Origin of the sequence: Streptomyces lienomycini (assembly GCF_027947595.1) — a bacterium.
Taxonomy (GTDB): Bacteria; Actinomycetota; Actinomycetes; order Streptomycetales; family Streptomycetaceae; genus Streptomyces; species Streptomyces lienomycini.
In genome coordinates this window covers 4810185-4832722 of record NZ_CP116257.1, presented here as the reverse complement: position 1 = coordinate 4832722, position 22538 = coordinate 4810185, and the positions used below count along the sequence as shown (strand labels likewise).

Genomic DNA, 22538 nt, shown 5'->3' with positions numbered 1-22538 from the left:
CCGGCGGCCTGGGCGTGCGGAGTCAGCCCCGGCCGACGTCGATGAAGGACAGCCCGGTGGTGGGCAGCGGCTTGAACCCGGTCAGTGCTCCGTCCCGCCAGGCGGTGGGCAGCTTGCGGTGCAGGATCGGGTACAGGGCGGCCTCGTCGGCGACCAGGTCGGTCACCTGGCCCCACAGCTGCTTGCGCTGGGCCTCGTCGGCCTCCGCGGCGGCCTTGTCGAGCAGCGACCTGGTCTGCTTGTAGGCGTCGCTGCCCTTCCAGCCGTAACGGTTCTCCGGCCAGAAGCCGTAGTAGAACCAGCGCAGCAGCAGGTCCGCGTCGTTGCCGAAGACGGACGGGTCGCCCGGCGCGGCCAGCGCGTCGAAGTTGCCCTGGTCGATCTCGGCGTACTGGGCCGCGGACTGCTGGATGTCCAGCTTGGCGTCGACGCCGACCGCCGCCCAGCTCTCCTTGATGAGCGGCGCGATGTCCTTGACCCACCCGTTGTCGGTCAGCATCAGCGTGAAGGAGAGCTTGCCCACGCCCGCCTCGGCGAGCAGCTTCTTGGCCTTGGCCGGGTCGTGCGCGTAGACGGTGGCGGCCTTGTGGTAGTCCGGGTGGGTGGCCGGGACGTACCCGGAGGCGGCCTCGGCGTTGCCCAGCAGCGCGGTCGAGATGATCTTCTCGGTGTCCAGGGCGTAGTGCAGCGCCTGGCGCACCCGCTTGTCCTTGAACCGCTCGTCGGCGCAGTTGAACATCAGGAAGAGCAGCCCGAAGGACTGGACCGACTCCACCTTGTCCTTGCCGGTGAAGCCCTTGACGTCGATGTAGGGCACATCCTCGATGGCCTGCACGCGGCCCGACTTGAGCGCGCTGACCCGCGCGGACGGGTCGGACATCAGCCGCCAGACCATCTTCTTGGCCTTGGCCGGGTGCGGGCCGTTGTACTTGTCGTACGCCTCCATGACGATCTTGTCCTCGCGGACCGCCGACACGAACTTGTACGGGCCCGTGCCGACGGGCCGGGCGTCGAAGGACTTGGCGTCGGCGCCGGCGATCTTCTCCGGCACGATCCTCACCACGGATATGCGGGAGGGGAAGAGCGCGAAGGCGTACTTCAGCTTGAACTCCACCGTCGACTTGTCGACAGCGGTGACCCGGTCGATGAACGGGACGAACTGCGCCATCAGCGAGGCGTTCTTCTCGTCCAGGACGCGTTCGAAGGAGAACACCACGTCGTCCGCGGTGACCGCCGAGCCGTCGTGGAAGGTCGCGCCCGCGCGCAGGGTGGCCCGGTAGGTGGTCGCGTTGATCTTCTTGGGCATCTCGGTGGCCAGCGCCGGCCGCGCCACGAGGGTGGCGGGGTCGAGGTCGACCAGCCCCTCGAAGATGTGCATGTTGGCGGCGTACGGGGTCGCGCCCGAGGTGATCATCGGGTCGAAGCCGGTGGAGAGCGGGTAGGAGAGGCCGGCCTCGATGGTGTCGCCGCCGCTGCCCGAGTCACCGGTACCGTCTCCACTGGAGGCCGGGCCTCCGCAGGCCGTCAGGCCGGTGGTGATCGCGGTCGCCACACCGATGGCACTGGTGTATCTCATGAACGTGCGGCGATCGACGCCGGCTGCACTGCGCGCGGACAAGGAGTCCTCCAGGCGGGAGATGAGAGATGTCGAGCAAGGTGGAGGAGGCGAGTGTGGTCGGCGCCTCACCGACAGTGCATCAGACGTCTGATGTCTGATGCTTGATAACGTGGGAACGTAGCCGGGCAAGTGAGAGGGGTCAAGAGGTGGCGGTGGGGCAAAGGGCGATTCGGCAGAGAGAGCCGGAGCCCAAGACGGCACGACAACCGTTGCGGCAGGAGGTCGTCGACGGCATCAAGGCCTACATCCTGCGCAACGACCTGCGCCCGGGAGATCCGCTGCCGACCGAGCCCGCCCTGTGCGAGGCGCTCGGCGCGAGCCGGTCCAGCGTGCGGGAGGCGATCAGGATCCTCACCGCGCTCGACATCGTCGAGGTGCGGCACGGACACGGCACCTACGTCGGCAGACTGAGCCTGTCCGCCCTGGTGGAGAGCCTGACCTTCCGCGGCCTGCTCAGCCCCGACGACGACTTCCAGGTGATGAGCGACCTCATCGAGGTGCGCGAGCTGTTCGAGCGCGGCATGGCCGAACGGCTCGTCTCCTCCCTGGACGAGGAGCAGATCGCCCGCCTCGACGCCCACGTCGAGGAGATGCGCCGAGCCGGCGCGGGAGAGGGGCACGGGTTCGTCGAGGCGGACCGGGCCTTCCACACCCTGCTCCTCGCCCCGCTCGGCAACGACCTCATCGGTCAGCTGTCCACGGCCTTCTGGGACGTCTACGTCATCGTCGCCCCGCACCTCGACGTGTTCACGCGCGAGCACGAGGCGGCCACCATCACCAACCACCAGCGCATCGTGGACGCCGTGCGCGACCGGGACCCGATCGAGTTCGCGGCGGCGCTCGCCGAGCACTACGCTCCGGTGCGCCTGCGGATCGAGGAGGCCCGCGCCCGGCGCTGACCGGCCCGCACGCGCGAGAGGGGCGCCCCGTCGGGGCGCCCCTCTCGCGCGCGGTGCGGCGGCACCGGGCCGGGCGTCCGCGAGGGAGGGGCACTTGACGGTCGTCGCCGGGATCTCTAATGTCCTCGATCAGCAGACATCAGACGTCTGCTGTCAACGCCGGGGCCGGCCTTCCGGCCCCATCCGTTCCCCGCGCTGCGCCGCGCGCACGCCTCACCCCACCGGGGCCCCCTCATGCCACTGACGGACCTCACCCTCGCCCAGTGCCTCGCACTGCGGCCCGACCTCGACGAGCCCGCCGACCTCGACGCCTTCTGGGGCCTGACGCTGCGCGAGGCCCGCGAGCACGGCGGCGCACCCGCCTTCGCGCCCGTGGACAACGGCCTGACCGAGGTCACGACCTACGACGCCACGGTGCCGGGCTTCGCCGGTGAGCCGGTCCGCGGCTGGCTGCACCTGCCCGCCCGGACGAGCGGACCGCTCGGCTGCGTGGTGGAGTTCCTCGGCTACGGGCGCGGACGCGGCCTCGCACACGAACAGGTGATCTGGGCCAACGCCGGACACGCCCACTTCATCATGGACACGCGAGGACAGGGCTGGTCCACCGCGGGCGGCGACACCCCCGACACCGCCGCCCTGAACGGCACCGTCCCCGGCTTCCTGACCCGCGGCGTCGAAAGCCCCCACGACCACTACTACCGCCGCGTGTTCACCGACGCCGTGCGCTTCGTGGAGGCCGCCCGCGCCCACCCGGCCGTGGACCCGGACCAGGTCGTCGTCACCGGCGTCAGCCAGGGCGGCGGCATCGCCCTCGCGGTGGCCGGACTCGTGCCGGGCCTGGCGGGCGTCATGCCCGACGTCCCCTTCCTCTGCGACATCCGGCGCGGCGCGACGATCGCGGCCCGGCCGCCCTACACCGAGGTCGCCGAGTACCTGAGCCTGCACCGCGACCGCGCCGAGACCGTCTTCACCACCCTGTCCTACGTCGACGCCGCCCTGTTGGCCGCGCGCGCCACCGCACCCTCCCTCTTCTCCATCGCGATGATGGACGAGATCTGCCCGCCCTCGACGAGCTTCGCGGCCTACCACCGCTACGGCGGCCCCAAGGACCTGCGCGTCTACGAGTTCAACGGCCACGAAGGCGGCGGCGGCCACCACCGCCGCGCACAACTGGCCTGGGTACGGGAGCTGCTCCGCGCGCCCCGCCCCGAGGCCCCCACCGCTCTCTCCGCCCTGCACGACCCCCAACTCGCCTGACCCCTCACCCGAGAAGAGGCCTGTTCATGCAGCGAAGAGTCACCCTCGCCGTCGGCACCGCCGCCCTGGTGGTCCTCGCCGGTGCCGTGCCCGCCGCCCACGGCGCCGACTCCCCCCACCAGGCCGCCGCGGCCGCCGGCACCCTCACCTCGCAGGACCTCGCCACCGCCGGCACCGGCTCCCCCTACTACCGCATCCCCGCCCTGACCCGCACCACCAAGGGCACCCTCATCGCCGCCTACGACGCCCGCCCCACCCTCGGCGACCTGCCGAGCAACATCGGTGTCGTCGTCCGGCGCAGCACCGACGGCGGCACCACCTGGCAGGCCCAGCAGGTCGTGCGCAAGGACGCCGCGCCCAAGGGCTACGGCGACCCCAGCCTCCTCGTCGACCGCGACACCGGCCGCGTCTTCCTCTTCTACGCCGCCTCCGTGAACCAGGGCTTCTTCGGCTCGGCCACCGGCAACGACGAGAGCGACCCGAACGTCCTCCAGGCCGACTACAGCTACTCCGACGACGACGGGGCGACCTGGAAGCACGAGCGGATCACCGCCGACATCAAGGACCCCTCCTGGGGCGGCATGTTCGCGTCCTCCGGCGAGGGCATCCAGCTGCGGCACGGCACCCACCAGGGCCGCCTGATCCAGCAGTACGCGATGCGCAAGAACGGCGCCAACTACGCCGTCAGCGCCTACAGCGACGACCACGGCGCCACCTGGAACACGGGCACCCCCGTCGGCCCCGGCGGCGACGAGAACAAGACCGTCGAGCTGTCCGACGGCCGGATCATGCTCAACAACCGCTCCAAGCCGTACCGCACGGTCGCCTACTCCACCGACGGCGGCGTCACCTACACCCCCTTCCAGCAGGACACCGAGCTGCCCGACCCGGCCAACAACGGTTCCGTCACGCGCTTCGCCCCGGACGTGGCCGCCTCCCACCCGCGCGCGTCCTGGCTGATGTTCAGCAACACCGCCACGAGGGACAGCCGCAGCAACCTCACCGTCCGCCTGTCCTGCGACAACGGGCAGACCTGGCCGGTGCGCAAGACCGTCGAGTCCGGCGCCGCCGCCTACTCGACGCTCACCCCGCTCGGCGACGGCACCGGCGCCAACGCGCGCATGGGTCTGCTGTGGGAGCGGGGCAACGTCGACCACATCACCTACTCCTCCTTCGACCTCCAGTGGCTCGGCGGAGTCTGCGCGCCGGTCACCGTCACCCCGCCCGTCTCCCTGCCCGCGGGGCGGACCACCACCGTCACCGTCCGCGTCGTCAGCCAGAACGACGTCCGACTCCCCGCCGGCGAGGTCGCGCTCGACCTGCCGGACGGCTGGAGCGCCCCGGAGGTCACCGTGCCCGCCCTCGACCCCGGTCAGGGCGCCAACATGAAGATCCCCGTCACCGTCCCCGCGAACGCCACCGCGGGCGACGTGCGGGCCACCGCCGCCTACGAGGTCCGCGGCCGCCAGCACTCCTACGGCGACACCACACTCACCGTCACCGCGCCGTAGCCGGCCACGGGCCGCCCGGCGCCGGCATCCCGGCGCCCGGCGGCCCGTTCCACCCGTACCACCACCCGCACAGCCCAGGAGAAACACCATGTCCTCGTCCCAGCCCCTGCGCGGCGTCGTGCCGCCCGTCTGCACCCCCATGGACGCGTCGGGCGAAGTCGACACCGCCTCGCTCACCCGCCTCGTCGAGCACCTCGTCGCCGGGGGAGTGCACGGGCTGTTCGCCCTGGGCTCCAGCAGCGAGGTCGCCTTCCTCACCGACCGGCAGCGGGCCGTCGCCCTGGAGACGGTCGTCGAGGCCGTCGCGGGCCGCGTCCCCGTCCTCGCCGGGGTCATCGACATGACCACCCCCCGCGTGCTCGCCCACGCCGAGGCCGCCCACAAGGCCGGCGCCGACGCCCTGGTCGCCACCGCCCCCTTCTACGCCCGCACCCACCCGCGCGAGACCGCCGCCCACTTCCGCGCGATCCGCTCCGCCGTCGACCTGCCCCTGTACGCCTACGACCTGCCCGTCTCCGTGCACAGCAAGCTCTCCGCCGCCCTGGTGCGCGAACTCGCCGAGGACGGCACGCTGGCCGGGCTCAAGGACAGCAGCGGCGACGAGGGCGGCCTGCGCAGGCTCCTCGTCGAACTCGGCGGACGCCACGGCCGCGCCGACGGTCCCGCCCCCTCCTTCAGCGTCCTCACCGGCTCCGAACTGACCGTGGACGCCGCCCTGCTGGCCGGCGCCGACGGCGTGGTCCCCGGCCTCGGCAACGTCGACCCGGCCGGTTACGTCCGCCTCTACGACGCCGTGCGCGGGGGCGACCTCGACGGCGCCGTCAAGGAACAGGAGCGGCTCGTCGAGCTGTTCGGCCTGGTCGACGCGGGCCCCGAGAGCGAGATGGGCCGCAACTCCTCCGCGATCGGCGCCTTCAAGCACGCGCTGCGGCTGCTCGGCGTGTTCACCCACGGCACCACCGCCGCCCCGCAGATCCAGCTGGGCGAGGAGTCCGTCGCCCACGTCGAGCGGCACCTGCGCGGCGCCGGGCTGCTGCCGGTCCGATGACCGCGACCGCACGGCATCCGGACGGGCCGGTGATCGGCCTCGACCTGGGCGGTACGAAGATCGCCGCCGCCCTGGTCGGCGCCGACGCCACCGTGCTCGCCCGGCACACCCGGCCCACCCCGGCGACCCGGGGCGCCGGGGCGGTGCTGGACGCGCTGGCCGAGGCCGCCCTCGCGGTGCGGGCGCCCGGCACCACCGCGATCGGCGTCGCCGCGGCCGGTGTGATCGACCCCGTCACCGGAACCGTCACCAGCGCCACCGACACCATCCGCGGCTGGGCCGGGACCCGGCTGGCCACCGGCCTCGCCGACCGCACCGGCCTCCCCGTGGCCTGCGACAACGACGTACGCGCCGCCGCCGGCCCGGAACTCGCCGGCCTCGGCGACGACGGCACCCTGATCTACGCCGCCGTGGGCACCGGAGTCGGCGGTGCCGTCGCCGCCGCCGGGCGCATGCTGCACGGCGCCGCCGGGATCGCCGGACACCTCGGGCACCTGCCCAGCCCCGAGGCCGCGGGACTGCCCTGCACCTGCGGGGCCACCGGCCACCTGGAGGCGATCGCGGCCGGCCCCGCCATCACCGCCCACTACGCGCGGCTCGGCGGAACACCGGCCGACCGCCTCCAGACCGTCGCCGAACGCGCCGCCGCGGGCGACGGCCACGCCACCGAGGCCATCACCCTCGGCGCCCGCGCCACCGGTCGCGCCCTGGGCGGCCTGGCCAACGCGCTCGGCCCGCACCGCGTCGTCGTCACCGGCGGCGTGCCCCGCATCGGCGCCCTGTACCGGGACGCGCTGTGCGCGGCGTTCGCCGCCGAGCTCATGCCGCCGCTGCGGTCGCTGCGCCCCGTCGCACCCCGCGGCGGCGCCGACGCCGCGGTCCTCGGCGCGGCCGAGCTGACCCGCACCCTGCCCCTGCACGAACCCCACCTCACTGGAGCCCGTCCATGACCCCGGCGTCCACGCCCGCGGCCGTGTCCCTGGCCGAAGCCCTCAAGGGCCGCCTGATCGTGTCCTGCCAGGCGCCGCCCGGCGACCCGATGCGCGAGACCGACACCCTGGTCCGCATGACCCTGGCGGCGCGCTCCGGCGGTGCGGCGGCGGTGCGCGTCAACGACCCGGAGGTCGTCGCGGCCACCGCGGCGGCCGTCGACCTCCCGGTGATCGGCCTGTGGAAGGACGGCGACAGCGGGGTCTTCATCACCCCGACCGTGCGCCACGCCCTCGCCCTGGTCGAGGCCGGTGCCGCGGTCGTCGCCGCCGACGCGACCGCGCGTCCGCGCCCCGACGGCAGCACCTTCGCCGAACTGGTCGAGGCCGTGCACGCGGCGGGTGCCCTGGTGATGGCCGACGTGTCGACCCTCGGCGAGGGCCGTGCCGCCGCCGACCAGGGGGCCGACCTCGTCGGCACCACCCTGTCCGGGTACGTGCCGGGCTCCCCGGTGCAGAGCGCCCCGGACCTGGCCCTGGTCACCGACCTGGCCGGAGCGCTCGACACCCCGGTGATCGCCGAGGGCCGCATCGCGACGCCCGAGCAGGCCGCGCGGGCCCTCGCGGCGGGAGCGCACAGCGTCGTCGTCGGCACCGCCATCACCGCGCCGACCGCGCTGACCCGGCTCTTCGCGGACGCCCTGGCGCCCTGACCCGGAACGCGCGAGGGGCGGTGGGAACCTGACTCCCACCGCCCCTCGCGCACGCCCGGTACGCGTACCCCGGGATCAGGCCTCCGGCGCCGGGTACGTCGGGTACTCCACCCCGGAGACGTGCTGGACGACCCGCACGACCTGGCAGGAGTAGCCGAACTCGTTGTCGTACCAGAGGTAGAGGATCGCGTTGTCGCCCTCGACCTTCAGCGCGCCCGCGTCCACGATCGAGGCGTGGCGCGAGCCGATGAAGTCGCTGGAGACGGCGTCGGGGGCGCTGATGAAGTCGATCTGCCGCTTGAGCGGAGAGGTCAGCGACACCTCGCGCAGGTGGTCCACGACCTCCTCGCGGCTCGCCTCGCGGGCCAGCTGGAGGTTGAGGATCGCGATCGACACGTCCGGCACGGGCACCCGGATCGAGCTGCCGGTGATCCGCGCCTTCAGGTCGGGCAGGGCCTTGGCGACGGCGGAGGCGGCGCCGGTCTCCGTGATGACCATGTTCAGCGGCGCGCTGCGCCCCCGGCGGTCCGACTTGTGGTAGTTGTCCAGCAGGTTCTGGTCGTTGGTGAAGGAGTGCACCGTCTCCACGTGACCGCGCAGCACGCCGTACTCGTCCTCCATCGCCTTGAGCGGCGGGACGATCGCGTTGGTCGTGCAGGAGGCGCAGGACAGGATCCGCTCGTCCGGCTTGATGGTGTCGTGGTTGACGCCGTGGACGATGTTCGGGACGTCGCCCTTGCCCGGCGCGGTCAGCACCACCTTGTCGATGCCCGGCCGCAGGTGCTTCGACAGGCCCTCGCGGTCGCGCCACTTGCCGGTGTTGTCGATGAGGATGGCGTTGCTGATGCCGTACGCCGTGTAGTCGACCTGCGTCGGGTCGTCGGCGTGGATCACCTTGATGGCGTTGCCGTTGGCGAGGATCGTGCTGTTGTCCTCGTCGACGGTGATCGTGCCCTGGAACTGGCCGTGCACGGAGTCGCGGCGCAGCAGCGAGGCGCGCTTGACGATGTCTTCGGCGGCCCGCTCCCCCCCGCCCCGGACGACGATGGCGCGCAGCCGCAGGCCGTTGCCCGAGCCGGCCTTCTCGATGAGCAGGCGGGCCACGAGCCGGCCGATGCGGCCGAAGCCGTACAGGACGACGTCGCGGCCCTCACGGCGGTCGATCTTGTTGGCGCCCGTGGCCCCCGCGACGGCCTCCGCGGTGAACTCCTCCACCGACAGCCCGCGGTCGTCGGCCTTGTGGGTCGCGGCGAGCATGCCGATGTCGATCTGGGAGGGCCCGAGGTCGAGCGTGGTGAGAGCCCGCAGGAAGGGCATCGTCTCGGTGACCGACAGTTCCGCGCCGGCGATCTGGCGGGCGAAGCGGTGGGTCTTGAGAATGCTGACCACCGACTTGTTCACCAGGGAACGGCTGTGCAGCAGGATCGTGACGTCCTGCTCCCGGTGCAGCTTCCCGATCATCGGGATCATCGATTCCGCGGTCTCTTCGCGGTTCTTCCAGTTGGTGAACGAGTCGTCGTTGACAGTCACGTCTCTTATCTTTCGAGCTAGGCGGCGCTCATATGCTAACCCCACCGCCCGATTGATCGATCAAGTGGGCCCCAGGTCGATCAGATGAGTGCCGCATCCCGGACAGGATTGCGCCGTGGACGACCGGGTACGCGAGCCTGAACCGCGTCCGCCGATCACTCGCGCGGGCACATCACCGCCGCTACCAGGGGATCTGCCATGGAGACACCCGCGAACGACCACCCCGTCACGCCCGCTCAGCAGGCGCTGGACACGCTCGCCGAGAACACCGAGGACACGACGGCGCTCGACACGCTCGCGAGCAGCGACGTCCTCGTACCGGTGCCCGACGACGCGAACGACCACGACGCCGCCGACCCCGGGATGCTGGCGCTGCCGGTGCTGGAACAGCAGGGCGGCCGCCAGGTGGTGCCGGTGTTCACCTCGGAGCTGGAGATGGCCGACCTGCTGCCGTACGTCTCCCGCTACCGCATGGTGCCGCTGGGCGCCCTCGCCGCGCAGTGGCCGGCCGACGACCTGTCGCTGTCCATCGACGCCGGCTCGGAACACCGCCTCACCCTCACCTCGGACGGCGTGCGCACCCTGCTGGCCCGCCCCTAGGGGCGGACGGCCTCCGGGGTGACCCGGGCGCCGCCCCGCGTTACGCTGAACACCGGCCGCGACCCGTACGGGCGCGGCGCGGCGGTGGGGCCCGCCGTACCCGAACCGCGGCGGACGCCGCCAACGGTCCCTACTTGCGAACAGTGGCACACCCCTGCCCGGGCGAGTAGGAGAAGCACGACCATGACAGTCCCGAAGACCGGGAGCGTCGGCGACGCCCGGTCCCCGGCCCCGCGACGCTCGCGGTGGCGTGCCCAGGGGCCCGTCGTCGCGGCCGTGGCCCTCGGCGGCGGCACCGGCGCCGCCGCCCGCTACGCCGCCTCCCTGTGGTGGCCGACGCCGACCGGCCAGTTCCCCTGGACGACCTTCGGCGTCAACGCCGTCGGCTGCGCCGTGATCGGCGTGTTCATGGTCGTCATCACCGAGGCGCGGGCCGCCCATCACCTGGTCCGGCCCTTCTTCGGCACCGGGGTGCTCGGCGGTTTCACCACGTTCTCCACCTACGCGGTCGACAGCCGGTACCTGTTCGCCGACGGCCGGGCCCGCCTCGGCCTGGTCTACCTCGCCGCGACCCCGCTCGTGGCACTCACGGCGGTGGGGCTCGCCGCGTGGACGGCCCGCCGCGTCCTGAAGTGGAGGCGGTCATGACGAGGCCGACGACCCGCGGTGCCCTTCGCCTGACCGTCCTCGTCGGCGAGAACGACACCTGGCACCACCGCCCCCTGTACGCGGAGATCGTCCACCGCGCCCACGCGGCGGGGCTCGCGGGCGCCAGCGTCTTCCGCGGCGTCGAGGGCTTCGGCGCCTCCTCCGTGATCCACACCACCAGGCTGCTGTCCCTGAGCGAGGACCTGCCCGTGGCCGTCGTCATCGTCGACACCGAGGACCGCGTACGCGGCTTCCTGCCGCTCCTCGGCGAGGTCGTCACCGACGGGCTGGTCACCCTCGACCCGTGCGAGGTCGTCGGGTACGAGGGTAAGAGGTCGTTGTGAACTGGCTGCTGGTCGTCGCGGGCGGGATGGTGGGTGCCCCGCTGCGCTATCTCACCGACCGCGCGGTGCAGTCCCGGCACGACTCCGTCTTCCCCTGGGGGACCTTCACGGTCAACGTGGTCGGCAGCCTGATCCTCGGCCTTCTGACCGGTGCGGCCCTGGCCGGAGCGGCCGGTTCGAACCTGCGGCTGCTGCTGGGGACCGGACTGTGCGGCGCCCTCACGACGTACTCGACCTTCTCCTACGAGACGCTCCGGCTGGCCGAGACCGGTGCCCGTCTGCAGGCCGCGGTGAACGTCGCGGCGAGTGTGGCGGCCGGCCTCGCGGCGGCGTTCGCGGGGGTGACAGTGGCCGACGCGCTCTGGACATGACGCGGGGCGCTCACCCGCGTGTAGTAGGAACTGGTTCCCATGAGCGCCATCAGCATCGGTCAGGCCGTCGTCCTCGGAGCCGTCGAGGGGGTGACCGAATTCCTCCCCGTCTCCTCCACCGGGCATCTCAAGATCGTCGAGGGGCTGATGGGCATCCCCGTCGACGACGACTCCGTCATCGGTTTCTCGGCGGTCATCCAGGTCGGCGCCATCGCCGCCGTCCTCGTCTACTTCTCCAAGGACATCGCGCGGATCGTCTCCGCCTGGGCGCGCGGGCTGCGCGACCGGGAGGAGCGCTACCACCACGACTACAAGTTCGCCTGGTGGGTCGTCTATGCCACCATCCCGATCGTCCTGGTCGGCCTGGCCGCCAAGCCCCTGATCAAGGGACCGCTCGCCTCGCTGTGGGTCGTCGCCGGCTCGCTGATCGTCGGCAGCGGCGTGATGTGGTGGGCGGACCGCACCGGCCGGCACAAGCGGGGCGAGGACGACACGTCCCTCAAGGACGCGATGCTGGTCGGCGGCTCCCAGATCCTCGCGCTCCTCTTCCCGGGCTTCTCCCGCTCCGGCGCCACCATGTCCACCGCCCTGTTGCTCGACCTCGACCGGGTCGCCGCCACCCGGCTGTCCTTCTTCCTCGGCATCCCGGCCCTGACCGGCGCCGGCCTGTACGAGCTGAAGGACGCGCTGGGCACGGGAGCGGGTGCCGCGCCGCTCGCGGTCGGCACCCTCGTCTCCTTCGTGGTGGCCTACGCCTCCATCGCCTGGCTGCTGAAGTTCGTCGCCAAGCACACCTTCAACGCGTTCGTGATCTACCGGATCGCGGTCGGTGTCCTGCTGTTCGGGCTGCTCGGCACCGGCGTGCTGAACAGTTGAGTCAGCGGCCCTCGCGCAGTTCCCGTCCGACGCTGTGCATGTGGCGCAGGGCTTCGCGGTGGGAGGCGAGGAGTCCCGTCTGGTGGTAGGGCACGCCGAGTTCGGCGCAGTAGGCCTCGGTGATGGTCTGGGCGCGGCCGAGGGCGGGGGTGGGCATGCTGGGGAAGAGATGGTGTTCGATCTGGTGGTTGAGGCCGCCCATGAAGGCGTCGACGAGGAGCCCGCCGCGTACGTTGCGGGAGGTGAGGACCTGGCGCCGCAGGAAGTCGAGCCGGGTGCCGTCCTCGATCATGGGCATGCCCTTGTGGTTGGGGGCGAAGACCGAGCCGAGGTAGATGCCGAACAGGCCCTGGTGCACGGCGATGAAGGCGAGCGCCTTGCCGGGGGACAGGACGGTGAACAGGCCGCCGAAGTACAGGACGAAGTGGACGACGAGGAGGGTCGCCTCCAGGGCGGGGCGTTTCACGGCCCGGCCGCCGAGCGCCTTGAAGCTGTTGAAGCTGAGGTTGAGTCCTTCCAGGGTCAGCAGCGGGAAGAACAGGGCGGCCTGGTGCTTCCCGACGAAGCGCGGCAGCCCGGTCGCCCGGCGGGCCTGTCCGCGTGACCAGACCAGGATGTCGGGGGAGACGTCCGGGTCCTTCTCCTCGTGGTTGGGGTTGGCGTGGTGGCGGGTGTGCTTGTTCATCCACCAGCCGTAGCTCATGCCGAGGAGCAGGTTGGCCGTCAGGAGGCCGCTCGTCTCGCTGGGGCGGCGGCGGGTGAAGACCTGGCGGTGGGCGAGGTCGTGGGCGGCCAGTGCGAGCTGGCCGAAGACGACGGCCATGGCGACCGCGACGAACAGCTGCCCCCAGCTGTCCCCCAGGGCGACGAACGCGGCGACACCGCCCGCGAGCGCGAGGGCGACCACGCCGAAACGCACCGTGTAGTACAGCGGGCGGCGCCTGAGCAGCCCCTCGTCGGCCATGCGCCGGGAGAGTTCGGAGAAGTCGCTTCCCTTCTCGCGTTCTCTTCCGCGTCCTTCTTCCTGCGCGGGCGTGGGCAGGCTCTCGACGAGCACCGGTGAGTTGACCATGTACTTCAGTATCAGCACGGTGGTGCGGGCGTGGAATGACGTCTGCCCCCGAAGCGGGGGTGTGGCCAGCACCACCACGGCCCGGGGGTCCGCCCCTGCCGGCCTCGCGCCGCCGGGACGGGCCCGGGGGCACAATGGCGATCATGAGCACACCGACGGCCTTCCGTCCGGTCCTGGAGCGCATCGCCGAGGAGATCGAACGGACCCCGGGCACCGGCCGGCCCGCCGACTACATCCCGGCCCTCGCCGCCTGCGACCCGCGCCGCTTCGGCATGGCGGTCGCCGAGCCGGACGGCACGGTGTACGGGGTGGGGGACTGGCGGGAGCCGTTCTCCGCCCAGTCCATCACCAAGGTTTTCACCCTCGCCCTCGACCTGGCCAGGGAGGGCGACGCCCTGTGGGAGCACGTGGGCCGCGAGCCGTCCGGCAACCCGTTCAACTCCCTGGTGCAGCTGGAGTACGAGAACGGCATCCCGCGCAACCCGTTCATCAACGCGGGCGCCCTCGTCGTCACCGACCGGCTGCACACCCGTACCGGCGACGCGGCCGGTGAGCTGCTCGCCTTCCTGCGCGCGGAGAGCGGCAACCCGGATCTGACCCACGACGAGGACGTCGCCGCCTCCGAGGCCGCGCACGGCGACCGGAACGCCGCCCTCGCGCACTTCATGGCCTCGTACGGAAACATCGACAACCCCGTGCCGGTGCTCCTCGAACAGTACTTCCGCCAGTGCTCCGTCGCCGCGTCCTGCGCCGATCTCGCGCTGGCGACCGGCTTCCTGGCCCGGCACGGCATCCGGGCCGACGGCACGCGGCTGCTCAGCCGCAGCCGGGCCAAGCAGGTCAACGCGGTGATGCTGACCTGCGGAACCTACGACGCGGCCGGCGACTTCGCGCACCGGGTGGGCCTGCCGGGCAAGAGCGGGGTCGGCGGCGGCATCATCGCGGTGGTGCCGGGCCACTGCACGCTGTGCGTGTGGAGCCCGGGCCTGGACGAGCGGGGCAACTCGGTGGCCGGGGTCGCGGCCCTGGACCGCTTCACGACGCTGACGGGGCTGTCGGTGTTCTGAACGCCCCGGACGGCTCCGTCAACTCGTCAACTCCCGTCGTCCCGCACGAGCTTGAGCCGCAGGGCGAGGGCCATGACGCCCGCGCCGAGACCGGCGACGCCCAGGATCGCGCCGGTCTCCGGCCAGCCCGGATCGTCCTCGGCCGGCTTCGCCGCGGTCGCCGCCGCGGGTACGGCCGGCGGTCCCTGCCGGGGCCCGGGGCCCCCGGGGACCAGCGAACCCACGGGATCGACCCGTCCGGCCGCCTCGAAGCCCCAGTCGAGCAGCGAGCGGGCCTCCTCGTACACCGCGTGGCCGCCGCCCTCCTGGGGATTCATCACCGTGACGACCAGGGTCCGTCCGTCGCGGCGGGCGGCGGCGATGAGTGTGTTGCCGGCGTTGCTCGTGTAGCCGTTCTTGACGCCGATCAGCCCCGGGTACGGCTCCACGCCGTCGGCCCCGGTGAGCAGCCGGTTGGTGTTCATGATCCCGTACGAGCTCCCGTCACGGCCGGGGAACATCGCGTCGACCTTGGCGCAGTACCCCGCGAAGTCCGCACGCCGCAGCCCCGCCCGCCCGAAGACCGCCAGGTCGTACGCCGAAGAGACCTGCCCCGGCGCGTCGTACCCGTCGGGCGAGCGCACATGGGTGTCGCGGGCGCCGAGCGAGCGGGCCTCGGCCTGCATCCGGGCGGCCGTGGCGCTCCAGCCGCCGGTGAGCGAGGCGAGGACGTGCACCGCGTCGTTGCCGGAGTTCAGGAAGACGCCGTTCCACAGGTCGGAGACGCGGTACGTCTCGCCCTCGACGACACCGACCAGGCTGCTGCCCGGGCCGATGCCGGCCAGGTCCTCGGGGCCGACCTCGTGGTGCAGGCCGCCCGGCAGGACCGGCAGCACCGTGAGGGCGAACAGCGTCTTGAGGGTGCTTGCCGGCGGCAGCTCGCGGTGCGCGTCGTCCGCCGCCAGCACGTCGCCGGTGCCGGCGTCGGCCACGACCCAGGACAGGGCGGAGACATCGGGAACCCGGGGAGCGCCGGGATGCGGCCGGACCTGGGTGCCCGAGCGGTCCAGCGGCGAGGGCCGCGCCGCCGTACCGCCGGGCGGGCCGGGGTCCGGCCGTCCCGCTCGGGCGGCCGCGGCGGCCGGCATGAGGGTCAGCAGCCCCGCCACGCAGAGCACGCAGGTGGATCGGACCGCCCGGGATGAGAAACCGATAGTCATACCGCAAACGTAGGAATGGACGCCCGCACCGCCACGCTGACCGGGCCGAGTCGCACCCGCGAGCACCCGGATGCCGTAGCGGAGGCCGGAACCGTGTCGGCCGCCGCCCGCGGCGGGGGTGTCAGCCGGCGGGCAGCGTCGGCTGCACCTGCCGCAGGAACGTGGCGTTGTCCGGGGTCCGGCGCAGCCGCTCCAGCAGGGTCTCCAGACCGGACTGCCCGTCCCGGCTCCCCAGGGCCCGCCGCAGCCCGCGCACGGCACCCGCCTCGGCGGCGGACAGCAGCAGTTCCTCGCGCCGGGTGCCCGAGCCGGTCAGGTCCACGGCGGGGAAGACCCGGCGGGAGGCGAGGTCCCGGCTCAGTCGCAGCTCCATGTTGCCGGTGCTCTTCAGCTCCTCGAAGTAGAAGTCGTCGGCACGCGAGCCGGTCTCCACGAGGGCGGTGGCGAGGATGGTGAGGGAGCCGCCCTCCTCCGCCTTGCGGGCCGCGCCGAAGAACCGCTTGGGGCCCAGCAGTGCTCCGGCGTCGACACCGCCGCTGAGGGTGCGGCCGCCGGACGAGGCCGCGTTGTTGTGGGCCCTGCACAGCCGGGTGAGGGAGTCGAGGAGGATGACGACGTCCTCCCCGGCCTCGACGAGCCGCTTGGCCCGCTCGATCACCAGCTCGGCGAGCGCGATGTGCTGCTTGGCGCTCTGGTCGAAGGTCGAGGCGTACACCTCGCCCCGCACCGAGCGCCGCATGTCGGTGACCTCCTCGGGGCGTTCGTCGAGCAGCACCACCATCAGCCGGGCCTCGGGGTGGTTGCCGGCCACGGCGGCGGCGATCTGCTGGAGGAGGACGGTCTTGCCGGTCTTCGGCGGGGCCACGATCAGGCCGCGCTGGCCCTTGCCGACCGGTGCGACCAGATCGGTGAGGCGCCCGGTCGCTCCGGCCGCCGGGTGCTCGAGCCGCAGCCGCTCGTGCGGGTGCAGCGGGGTCAGGTCGGCGAAGCGCCGTCGGCGGCCCTGGCCCTCGGGCGTACGGCCGTTGACGCGGACGACGTCGGTCAGGGTGCGCCCGTCGCCGCGCAGGCCCTCGACGAGGTCGCCCTTGCGCAGCCCGTGCCGGCGGATCAGCGCGGGGGAGAGGGCCGGGTCGCGGGGGTCGGGCCGCAGGCTCGGTCCCCGCAGGTGCCCCTTGCCGCCCGCCTCGATGTCGAGGACACCACCGGCGATCTCGGCCGGTGACTGCTGTACAGGGGGGTGTTCGAGTGTGGTGGTCATGGTGGTCGGTCCTTTCGAGGACACGGGCATGGGACATGCGGAGGGAAGGAGAGGCCGCGAGGGGTCGGGAACGACACGCCTCCGGGCGGCGGAAACAGCACCTCGGACACAGCGGGGACGAAGGCCCTGCTCACGAGGTGGTGCTGAGAAGCGGACGCGCCGGTCGCACTCGGACGGGCTGGTCCGCGAACCGAAGGAGAACTGGCACCGGCGCCCGATGTGGGCGTACACAAGTGCTGTCCGCACCGTACCACGAAATGCGGCGCCGTGCCGCCTTCCTCCGCGTGTACCGGCCCGGAGTCACCCGGCCGTACGCGCCCGACTCCCCTCCGCCTCCCCGGCGATCCGCTCGAACTGCGCGGCCATGGCCACCTGAAGCGCCTGCGCCCCCGACAGCGGGCGCACCATCACGGTCAGTTCGTCGATGTGCCCCGACGCGTCCAGGTGCAGGAAGTCGCAGCCGCTGATCTCGCGGTCGCCCACCCGCGCCGTGAAGAGCAGGGCGTGGTCGCGGCCGTCGGCCTCGCCGATGACGCGCTCGTAGCGGAAGTCCTCGAAGACCCGCTCGACCGCGCGCAGGATCGCCGCCGTGACGGCCTTGCCCCGGTACGGCTTGAAGACGACGGGGCTGGTGAAGACCACGTCGTCGGCCAGCAGTGCTTCGACGGCGTCCAGGTCGTGCGCCTCGACGGCCGCGCGGAATGCCCGCATCGCAACTCCCTCGTACTGAACTAATTGAATAGGTGCGGAGTAGAGTAGTCGTAGCGGGAGCCACTTGCTAGCGTGTCGACATGTCTCTCAAGTACGCCGTCCTGGCCGCCCTGCTGGAGGGCGAGGCCTCGGGCTACGAGCTGTCCAAGGTGTTCGACGTGTCGCTCGCCAACTTCTGGCCCGCAACGCCGCAGCAGCTCTACCGGGAGCTGGAGCGCCTCGCGGGCGACGGACTCATCGAGGCCCGTACGGTGCCGCAGGAACGCAGGCCCACCAAGCGGCTGTTCTCCCTCACCGCGGACGGCCGGGAGCAACTGGCCGTGTTCGCCGCCGAGCCGACCAGGCGTCCCACCGCCGTCCGCGACGAGTTCCTGATCAAGATGCAGGCCATGGACGGCGTCGACCCCGAGGCCGTGCGCGCGCTGGTCGAGGAGCGCAGGGCCCGGGCGTTGGGCAAACTCGCCCGCTACGAGCGGGTGCGGGAACGCCTCCTGGACGGCCGCACCGAGGAGGAACACCTCCGGGACGCCGACCGCGTCGGGCCCTACCTCACCCTGTCCGCCGGGATCACGTTCGAGCGGGAGAACGCCCGCTGGTGCGAGCGCGCGCTCACCGTACTGAGCGAGCGGCGTGCCCCCGCCGGGCCCGGCGGACACACCCTAGGCTGACCGGATGTTCAGCCCCGAAGGCCCCACCCTGCGCGAACTGGCGGTCCAGGCACTGTCGTCGGTCGAGCACGGCTACGACCTGCTCGCCCCCAAGTTCGACCACACCCCCTACCGGACCCCGGGCCGGGTGCTGGACGCCGTGGCCCGCGCGCTGGCCCCGATGGGGCCCTTCGACGCCGGACTCGACCTGTGCTGCGGCACCGGCGCGGGCGTGGACGTACTGGCGCGCGTGTGCCGGCAGGGCGTGACCGGGGTCGACTTCAGCGCGGGGATGCTGGAGGCCGCCCGGTCCCGCACCCCGCCGCACGGCCCTGCGGTCTCCTGGGTGCGCGCGGACGCCCGTGCCCTGCCCTTCGGCCCGGCGTTCGACCTGGTGGTGAGTTTCGGCGCGTTCGGGCACTTCCTGCCCCGCGAACTGCCGGGCCTGTTCGATCAGGTGCGCTCCGTGCTCCGGCCGGGCGGCTGCTTCGCCTTCCCCGTCGCCGCCCCGCCCCGGCCGGGTTCCCCCGCGTACTGGACACTGCTCGGCTTCGACGCGGCGATGCGGGTGCGCAACGCGCTGTGGCGGCCGCCGTTCGTCATGTACTACCGGACGTTCCGGCTCGGCGACGTCGGCCGCGCGCTGTCCCGCACCGGCTTCCGCACCGACCTGCACCCCCTGCCGGAGTTCGGGCACCGCCCCGACGGCAGCCCGTGCGCCCGGCTGGTCGTGGCCCGGCGACTCGCGTAGCCCGCCGGGGTCAGCCCGCCGCCGGCAGCGTGAACTCGTAGACCAGGGCGTCCAGTCGGGTGTCCACCAGGAGGTCCGTGATCTCCAGGGGGCGCGCGTACTGGTCGTGCACCCGCCGCACGACCCGGACCGACGCGGTGTCGGACTGGAGGGTGATGGTGTCCCGGTGGTGCAGCGTCAGACCCGCCCGGCGCATCCAGTCGTAGGCCCGCCGCAACTGCGCGCGGGCCGCACCGTCGGCGCGGTCGCGGTAGCGGGCCAGTTCCTCGACCTCGGCGACCGCCACGGGGGAAAACGATGTCACGGCGGTCCGCCGTCCCTTGCCGTCGGCCGACACCGACGTGTAGCGGTGCAGCAGGGTCGGCCGGCCCGGCACCAGCCCCAGCGCCGCGGCGTGCTCCGGCGGCGGCGCACCCCAGGCGACGGTGGCACGATCGTCCGCGCGGGGCTCCGAGGGCCGGGCGCCGACCGGGAAGACGAGGGGCACGGGACTGCCGGCCGGCGGTCCCGGCAGGGCGACGTGACTGCCCCGCCGGTCGGTGGAGAGCAGACCGTCGCGGCGCAGCACCTCCAGCGCCTGCCGCACGGTCTCCCGGCTGACCCCGAAGTGCTCGGCCAGACGGCGTTCGCCCGGCAGCCGCTCGCCCGGCGGGACACTCCCGTCCCGCAGCTCGCCGAGCAGCTGGTCCGCCACCCGCCGGTACAGGGGCCGGTCGTCGGCGGGGGACGGGTCGTGCGGGGTGGTGCGGGCCATGCCGCGCCTCCTGTTGATGACGTACGGTAGCCGCGCGGGCTCGGTGCGCCACCAGAACTACCATTGGTCTAAACCAGCAGGGAAGTCCGGTCCGCCGGTTCGGCCGAAACACCACCCACGGACGTCAGACGTGGCGGCTCAGCCAGCGCAGCTTCGCGGCCTCCTGGAACGGCCCGCCGCCCTCGTGGTCGTTGAAGTCGTACACCTCGATGGTCTTGTCCTCGTGCGTCCAGGCGTTGAACGCGGCGAAAACGGTCGACGGCGGGCAGGTCTGGTCCTCCAGGGCGGCCGAGAACAGGGCCGGCGTCCGGCCCCGCGCCGCGAAGTGCACACCGTCGAAGTAGGCGAGCGTGCGCTGCGCGTCCGCGCTCCGGCCGCGGTGCGTCTTCAGGTACAGGCCGACCTCGCGGTAGGGATGCCGGTCGGTGAGCGTGGTCGCGCGAGGGAAGTCGCACAGGAACGGCACGTCCGGCGCGACGGCGACCAGATCCGGTACGAGACCGCCCACCGCGATCGTGATGCCGCCGCCCTGACTCGCGCCCAGGGCGACCGTGCGGGCCGGGTCGGTCAGCGGGTGCGAGCGGGCCGCCTCGACGGCGCGGACGGCGTCGGTGAAGACCCGGCGGTAGTAGTAGTTCTCGGGGGCGTCCAGGCCGCGGGTCATGAACCCCGGGTACGCGGGCGTGCCGCCGACGGGGTCCGCGGTGCCGCCACCGCCGCCCCAGGCGCTGCCCTGCCCCCGGGTGTCCATCACGAAGTGGGCCCGGCCGCTGGACGCCCACAGCAGGTGCTCGTGCGGCAGCCCGCGCCCGCCGCCGTACCCGACGAACTCCACGACCAGCGGCAGCGGCTCCGTCGCCGCGGCGGGCAGGGTCAGCCAGCCCTTCACCGGGTGGCCGCCGAACCCGGCGAACGTCACGTCGTACACCCGCACCGTGGACAGCCCCGTGTCGACCGGTTCGAAGCGGGCGTCCAGTTCGTGCTCGCGGGCCTCCCCGAGCGTCCTGCCCCAGAACGCGTCGAAGTCCTCGGGCTCCGCCGACGCGCTGCGGTACGCGTGGAGTTCGTCGAGCGGAAGGTCGAACAGGGCCATCGAGAACCGCCTTTGCGGGGAACGTGTCAGACCGTACGGGTGATCACACCGTACGTGAGCGTTTGGAACACCCGCCAGGTCCGGCCCGGCCCGGGCCACCGCGGGGGCGGGGCACCGTCAGGCCCGGCGGTGGGTCCACCGCGGTTCGGTGCGCGCCCAGTCGCGGTCCCACTCCGCCAGGCGGCGCCGCATGGCCACCCCGCGCACGGCACGGTGTGCGAGGAGCACCGTGAGCGCGGTCCCGATGGCGGTGAACGAGCCGATGGTGGCGCTGTGCTGCCAGATCTCGGCGTCGTCCGACGGCGGCGGCACACTCCGGCCGCGCGAGTCCAGCCACACGTCGACCGCGTCACCGTGGCGGGTGGTCGCCGGTACCCGTGCCGTGGTGCTTCTCTCCGTGCCGTCCGGTGCGCTCCAGCGGACGGTGGCGCGGTAGGAGTGCTGTCCGCCGAGCTGCCCCTCCGGCAGGGCGCCGGTGGCCCTGTCGACCACCGAGGCACGGACGTGGTGCCGCTCGCTCCGCTGCTGGGCGACGACCGCCTGCGCCTGCCCGTAGCCCCACCACGCGGTGACGGCTCCGAGCACTGGTGCCCCCACGAACAGCAGGAGGGCGACGACCACGGCGGTCCACGCCTCGACGACGTCCGAGCGGCGCCGCAGCGGATTGTGCCGCAGGCGCCAGCCGCGTACCCGGGTTCGCATGTCGACCTCCCCGCGATCACCGCGACCGGAGGTTGGACGGACGGCCGTACGAGCACGGTGGCCGCCGCATCCTCGTGTCGCGCCACGTGTGCGAGTGCCCGCACTCATCTGGTACCCAGTCCTGCGTGCCTCGCTCACCCCTCGGGGCGGGGTCCGGGCACGAATCCGGTGCGGGTCCCGGCGTGGGTCAGCCGAAGCGCTCGATCCGGATCCGGTCCACCGGCTGTCCGGCCGCGACCAGCAGCCGTGACGCGTGTTCCGCGAAGGAGTTGGACCCGCACACGTAGGCCTCCCAGCCGCCGGCGGGCGGCTCGGACAGGAGCGGCGCCAGGTGCGCGGACGCCAGCCGGCCCACCGGCGTCCCGGCCGGCGCGGTCCGGGTGAACACGGGTGTCGTTTCCACGCCGAACTCACGGGCGTAGATCAGCTCCTCGGGGCCGCGCGCGGAGACCAGGAGACGCAGCGGCACCCTCAGGCCCCGCGCCCGGTGGTGCCGCACCATCGACATCAGCGGGACGACGCCGGAACCCGCGCCGAGCAGCAGGGCGGGCCTGTCGCCGGGCCACGCGAAGAAGCCGCTGAGCGGGCCGCGCACCTCGATCTCGTCACCGGGCCGCGCCACCGTGTGGAACCAGCCGGACACCTCTCCGTCGGGCACGTGGTCGAGGGTCAGCTCGATGTGCCCGGAGTCGTCCGGCGCGGACGCCAGCGAGTAGTGCCGCTGGGCGCGGTAGCCGTCCTCGGCGGTGAGCCGCAGCATCAGGTGCTGGCCCGGCACGTGGCCCGCCCAGCCGGGCACGGCGAGCCGGAAGGTCGAGGCGCGGGGCGTCTCGCGGCGGATCTCCGTGAGCGTGGCCGTGCGCCACGTCCCGGCCGCCTCGCCGTTCACCTCGACGCGTCCCGGCACCGCGAACCGCGCCGGGGCAGTGGAACCGCC

At 72.9% G+C, this 22538-nt stretch carries 24 protein-coding genes; 14 read left to right on the top strand and 10 right to left on the bottom strand.

What is annotated here, in order from left to right:
* Nucleotides 1-22 precede the first annotated feature (22 nt).
* Nucleotides 23-1576: an ABC transporter substrate-binding protein gene (locus BJ961_RS21930; RefSeq protein ID WP_271414511.1), complete on the bottom strand. Its 1554-nt coding sequence runs from the start codon at nt 1574-1576 to the stop codon at nt 23-25.
* 188 nt (nt 1577-1764) lie between these two features.
* Here BJ961_RS21930 and BJ961_RS21925 point away from each other — a divergent pair, with 188 nt between their 5' ends.
* The 6 genes from BJ961_RS21925 (at nt 1765) to BJ961_RS21900 (ending at nt 7975) form a co-directional block, all read left to right on the top strand.
* On the top strand, nt 1765-2517 hold the full coding sequence (locus BJ961_RS21925) for a FadR/GntR family transcriptional regulator (protein ID WP_381160547.1): 753 nt from the start codon (nt 1765-1767) through the stop codon (nt 2515-2517).
* A gap of 234 nt (nt 2518-2751) precedes the next feature.
* Nucleotides 2752-3774, top strand: coding sequence for an acetylxylan esterase (locus tag BJ961_RS21920; RefSeq protein ID WP_271414510.1), 1023 nt, complete (start codon nt 2752-2754; stop codon nt 3772-3774).
* A 26-nt stretch (nt 3775-3800) separates the two neighbouring features.
* Nucleotides 3801-5285 carry an exo-alpha-sialidase gene (locus BJ961_RS21915; protein WP_271414509.1) on the top strand — a complete coding sequence of 495 codons (1485 nt, stop codon included), beginning with the start codon at nt 3801-3803 and terminating at the stop codon, nt 5283-5285.
* A gap of 88 nt (nt 5286-5373) precedes the next feature.
* Nucleotides 5374-6333 carry a dihydrodipicolinate synthase family protein gene (locus tag BJ961_RS21910; RefSeq protein WP_271414508.1) on the top strand — a complete coding sequence of 320 codons (960 nt, stop codon included), beginning with the start codon at nt 5374-5376 and terminating at the stop codon, nt 6331-6333.
* On the top strand, nt 6330-7283 hold the full coding sequence (locus BJ961_RS21905; protein ID WP_271414507.1) for an ROK family protein: 954 nt from the start codon (nt 6330-6332) through the stop codon (nt 7281-7283). The genes BJ961_RS21910 and BJ961_RS21905 overlap by 4 nt, the downstream gene beginning before the upstream one ends.
* The gene (locus BJ961_RS21900; RefSeq protein WP_271414506.1) at nt 7280-7975 is read left to right on the top strand and encodes an N-acetylmannosamine-6-phosphate 2-epimerase; all 696 of its coding nucleotides are present in this window, start codon (nt 7280-7282) and stop codon (nt 7973-7975) included. The genes BJ961_RS21905 and BJ961_RS21900 overlap by 4 nt, the downstream gene beginning before the upstream one ends.
* A gap of 75 nt (nt 7976-8050) precedes the next feature.
* On the opposite strand, the gene BJ961_RS21895 is transcribed toward BJ961_RS21900, so the two are convergent.
* Nucleotides 8051-9505 (bottom strand): glyceraldehyde-3-phosphate dehydrogenase, encoded by a 1455-nt coding sequence (locus tag BJ961_RS21895; protein WP_271414505.1) that lies wholly within the window; start codon nt 9503-9505, stop codon nt 8051-8053.
* Between the two features lie 198 nt (nt 9506-9703).
* On the opposite strand from BJ961_RS21895, the gene BJ961_RS21890 reads away from it, so the two are divergent.
* From BJ961_RS21890 to BJ961_RS21870, 5 genes are all read left to right on the top strand, one after another.
* Nucleotides 9704-10105 carry an SseB family protein gene (locus BJ961_RS21890; RefSeq protein WP_271414504.1) on the top strand — a complete coding sequence of 134 codons (402 nt, stop codon included), beginning with the start codon at nt 9704-9706 and terminating at the stop codon, nt 10103-10105.
* 183 nt (nt 10106-10288) lie between these two features.
* Complete coding sequence (locus BJ961_RS21885) at nt 10289-10753, top strand: fluoride efflux transporter FluC (protein WP_271414503.1); 465 nt, start codon at nt 10289-10291, stop codon at nt 10751-10753.
* Complete coding sequence (locus BJ961_RS21880; protein WP_271414502.1) at nt 10750-11097, top strand: DUF190 domain-containing protein; 348 nt, start codon at nt 10750-10752, stop codon at nt 11095-11097. Before BJ961_RS21885 ends, BJ961_RS21880 begins: the two co-directional genes overlap by 4 nt.
* Nucleotides 11094-11468, top strand: coding sequence for a fluoride efflux transporter CrcB (gene crcB / locus BJ961_RS21875; protein ID WP_271414501.1), 375 nt, complete (start codon nt 11094-11096; stop codon nt 11466-11468). The genes BJ961_RS21880 and crcB overlap by 4 nt, the downstream gene beginning before the upstream one ends.
* A gap of 39 nt (nt 11469-11507) precedes the next feature.
* Nucleotides 11508-12344, top strand: coding sequence for an undecaprenyl-diphosphate phosphatase (locus BJ961_RS21870; RefSeq protein ID WP_271414500.1), 837 nt, complete (start codon nt 11508-11510; stop codon nt 12342-12344).
* Nucleotide 12345: 1 nt separating this feature from the next.
* On the opposite strand, the gene BJ961_RS21865 is transcribed toward BJ961_RS21870, so the two are convergent.
* On the bottom strand, nt 12346-13416 hold the full coding sequence (locus BJ961_RS21865) for a fatty acid desaturase family protein (protein WP_271414499.1): 1071 nt from the start codon (nt 13414-13416) through the stop codon (nt 12346-12348).
* A gap of 134 nt (nt 13417-13550) precedes the next feature.
* Here BJ961_RS21865 and BJ961_RS21860 point away from each other — a divergent pair, with 134 nt between their 5' ends.
* Nucleotides 13551-14483: a glutaminase gene (locus BJ961_RS21860; RefSeq protein ID WP_271414498.1), complete on the top strand. Its 933-nt coding sequence runs from the start codon at nt 13551-13553 to the stop codon at nt 14481-14483.
* Nucleotides 14484-14509: 26 nt separating this feature from the next.
* Here BJ961_RS21860 and BJ961_RS21855 read toward each other — a convergent pair whose 3' ends face one another.
* From BJ961_RS21855 to BJ961_RS21845, 3 genes are all read right to left on the bottom strand, one after another.
* On the bottom strand, nt 14510-15682 hold the full coding sequence (locus BJ961_RS21855) for a D-alanyl-D-alanine carboxypeptidase family protein (protein WP_271414497.1): 1173 nt from the start codon (nt 15680-15682) through the stop codon (nt 14510-14512).
* A gap of 121 nt (nt 15683-15803) precedes the next feature.
* Nucleotides 15804-16943, bottom strand: coding sequence for a transcription termination factor Rho (gene rho / locus BJ961_RS21850; protein ID WP_271414496.1), 1140 nt, complete (start codon nt 16941-16943; stop codon nt 15804-15806).
* A gap of 300 nt (nt 16944-17243) precedes the next feature.
* On the bottom strand, nt 17244-17654 hold the full coding sequence (locus tag BJ961_RS21845) for a nuclear transport factor 2 family protein (protein ID WP_271414495.1): 411 nt from the start codon (nt 17652-17654) through the stop codon (nt 17244-17246).
* An 80-nt stretch (nt 17655-17734) separates the two neighbouring features.
* Here BJ961_RS21845 and BJ961_RS21840 point away from each other — a divergent pair, with 80 nt between their 5' ends.
* Together BJ961_RS21840 and BJ961_RS21835 are read left to right on the top strand one after the other, a co-directional pair.
* Nucleotides 17735-18322: a PadR family transcriptional regulator gene (locus tag BJ961_RS21840; RefSeq protein ID WP_271414494.1), complete on the top strand. Its 588-nt coding sequence runs from the start codon at nt 17735-17737 to the stop codon at nt 18320-18322.
* Nucleotides 18323-18326: 4 nt separating this feature from the next.
* The gene (locus BJ961_RS21835; RefSeq protein WP_271414493.1) at nt 18327-19052 is read left to right on the top strand and encodes a class I SAM-dependent methyltransferase; all 726 of its coding nucleotides are present in this window, start codon (nt 18327-18329) and stop codon (nt 19050-19052) included.
* 10 nt (nt 19053-19062) lie between these two features.
* On the opposite strand, the gene BJ961_RS21830 is transcribed toward BJ961_RS21835, so the two are convergent.
* From BJ961_RS21830 to BJ961_RS21815, 4 genes are all read right to left on the bottom strand, one after another.
* Nucleotides 19063-19806 (bottom strand): GntR family transcriptional regulator, encoded by a 744-nt coding sequence (locus BJ961_RS21830; protein WP_271414492.1) that lies wholly within the window; start codon nt 19804-19806, stop codon nt 19063-19065.
* A 124-nt stretch (nt 19807-19930) separates the two neighbouring features.
* Nucleotides 19931-20899 (bottom strand): acetylxylan esterase, encoded by a 969-nt coding sequence (locus tag BJ961_RS21825; protein ID WP_271414491.1) that lies wholly within the window; start codon nt 20897-20899, stop codon nt 19931-19933.
* Nucleotides 20900-21016: 117 nt separating this feature from the next.
* The gene (locus tag BJ961_RS21820) at nt 21017-21601 is read right to left on the bottom strand and encodes an Rv1733c family protein (RefSeq protein WP_271414490.1); all 585 of its coding nucleotides are present in this window, start codon (nt 21599-21601) and stop codon (nt 21017-21019) included.
* Nucleotides 21602-21788: 187 nt separating this feature from the next.
* Complete coding sequence (locus tag BJ961_RS21815) at nt 21789-22508, bottom strand: ferredoxin reductase (RefSeq protein WP_271417126.1); 720 nt, start codon at nt 22506-22508, stop codon at nt 21789-21791.
* Nucleotides 22509-22538 lie beyond the last annotated feature (30 nt).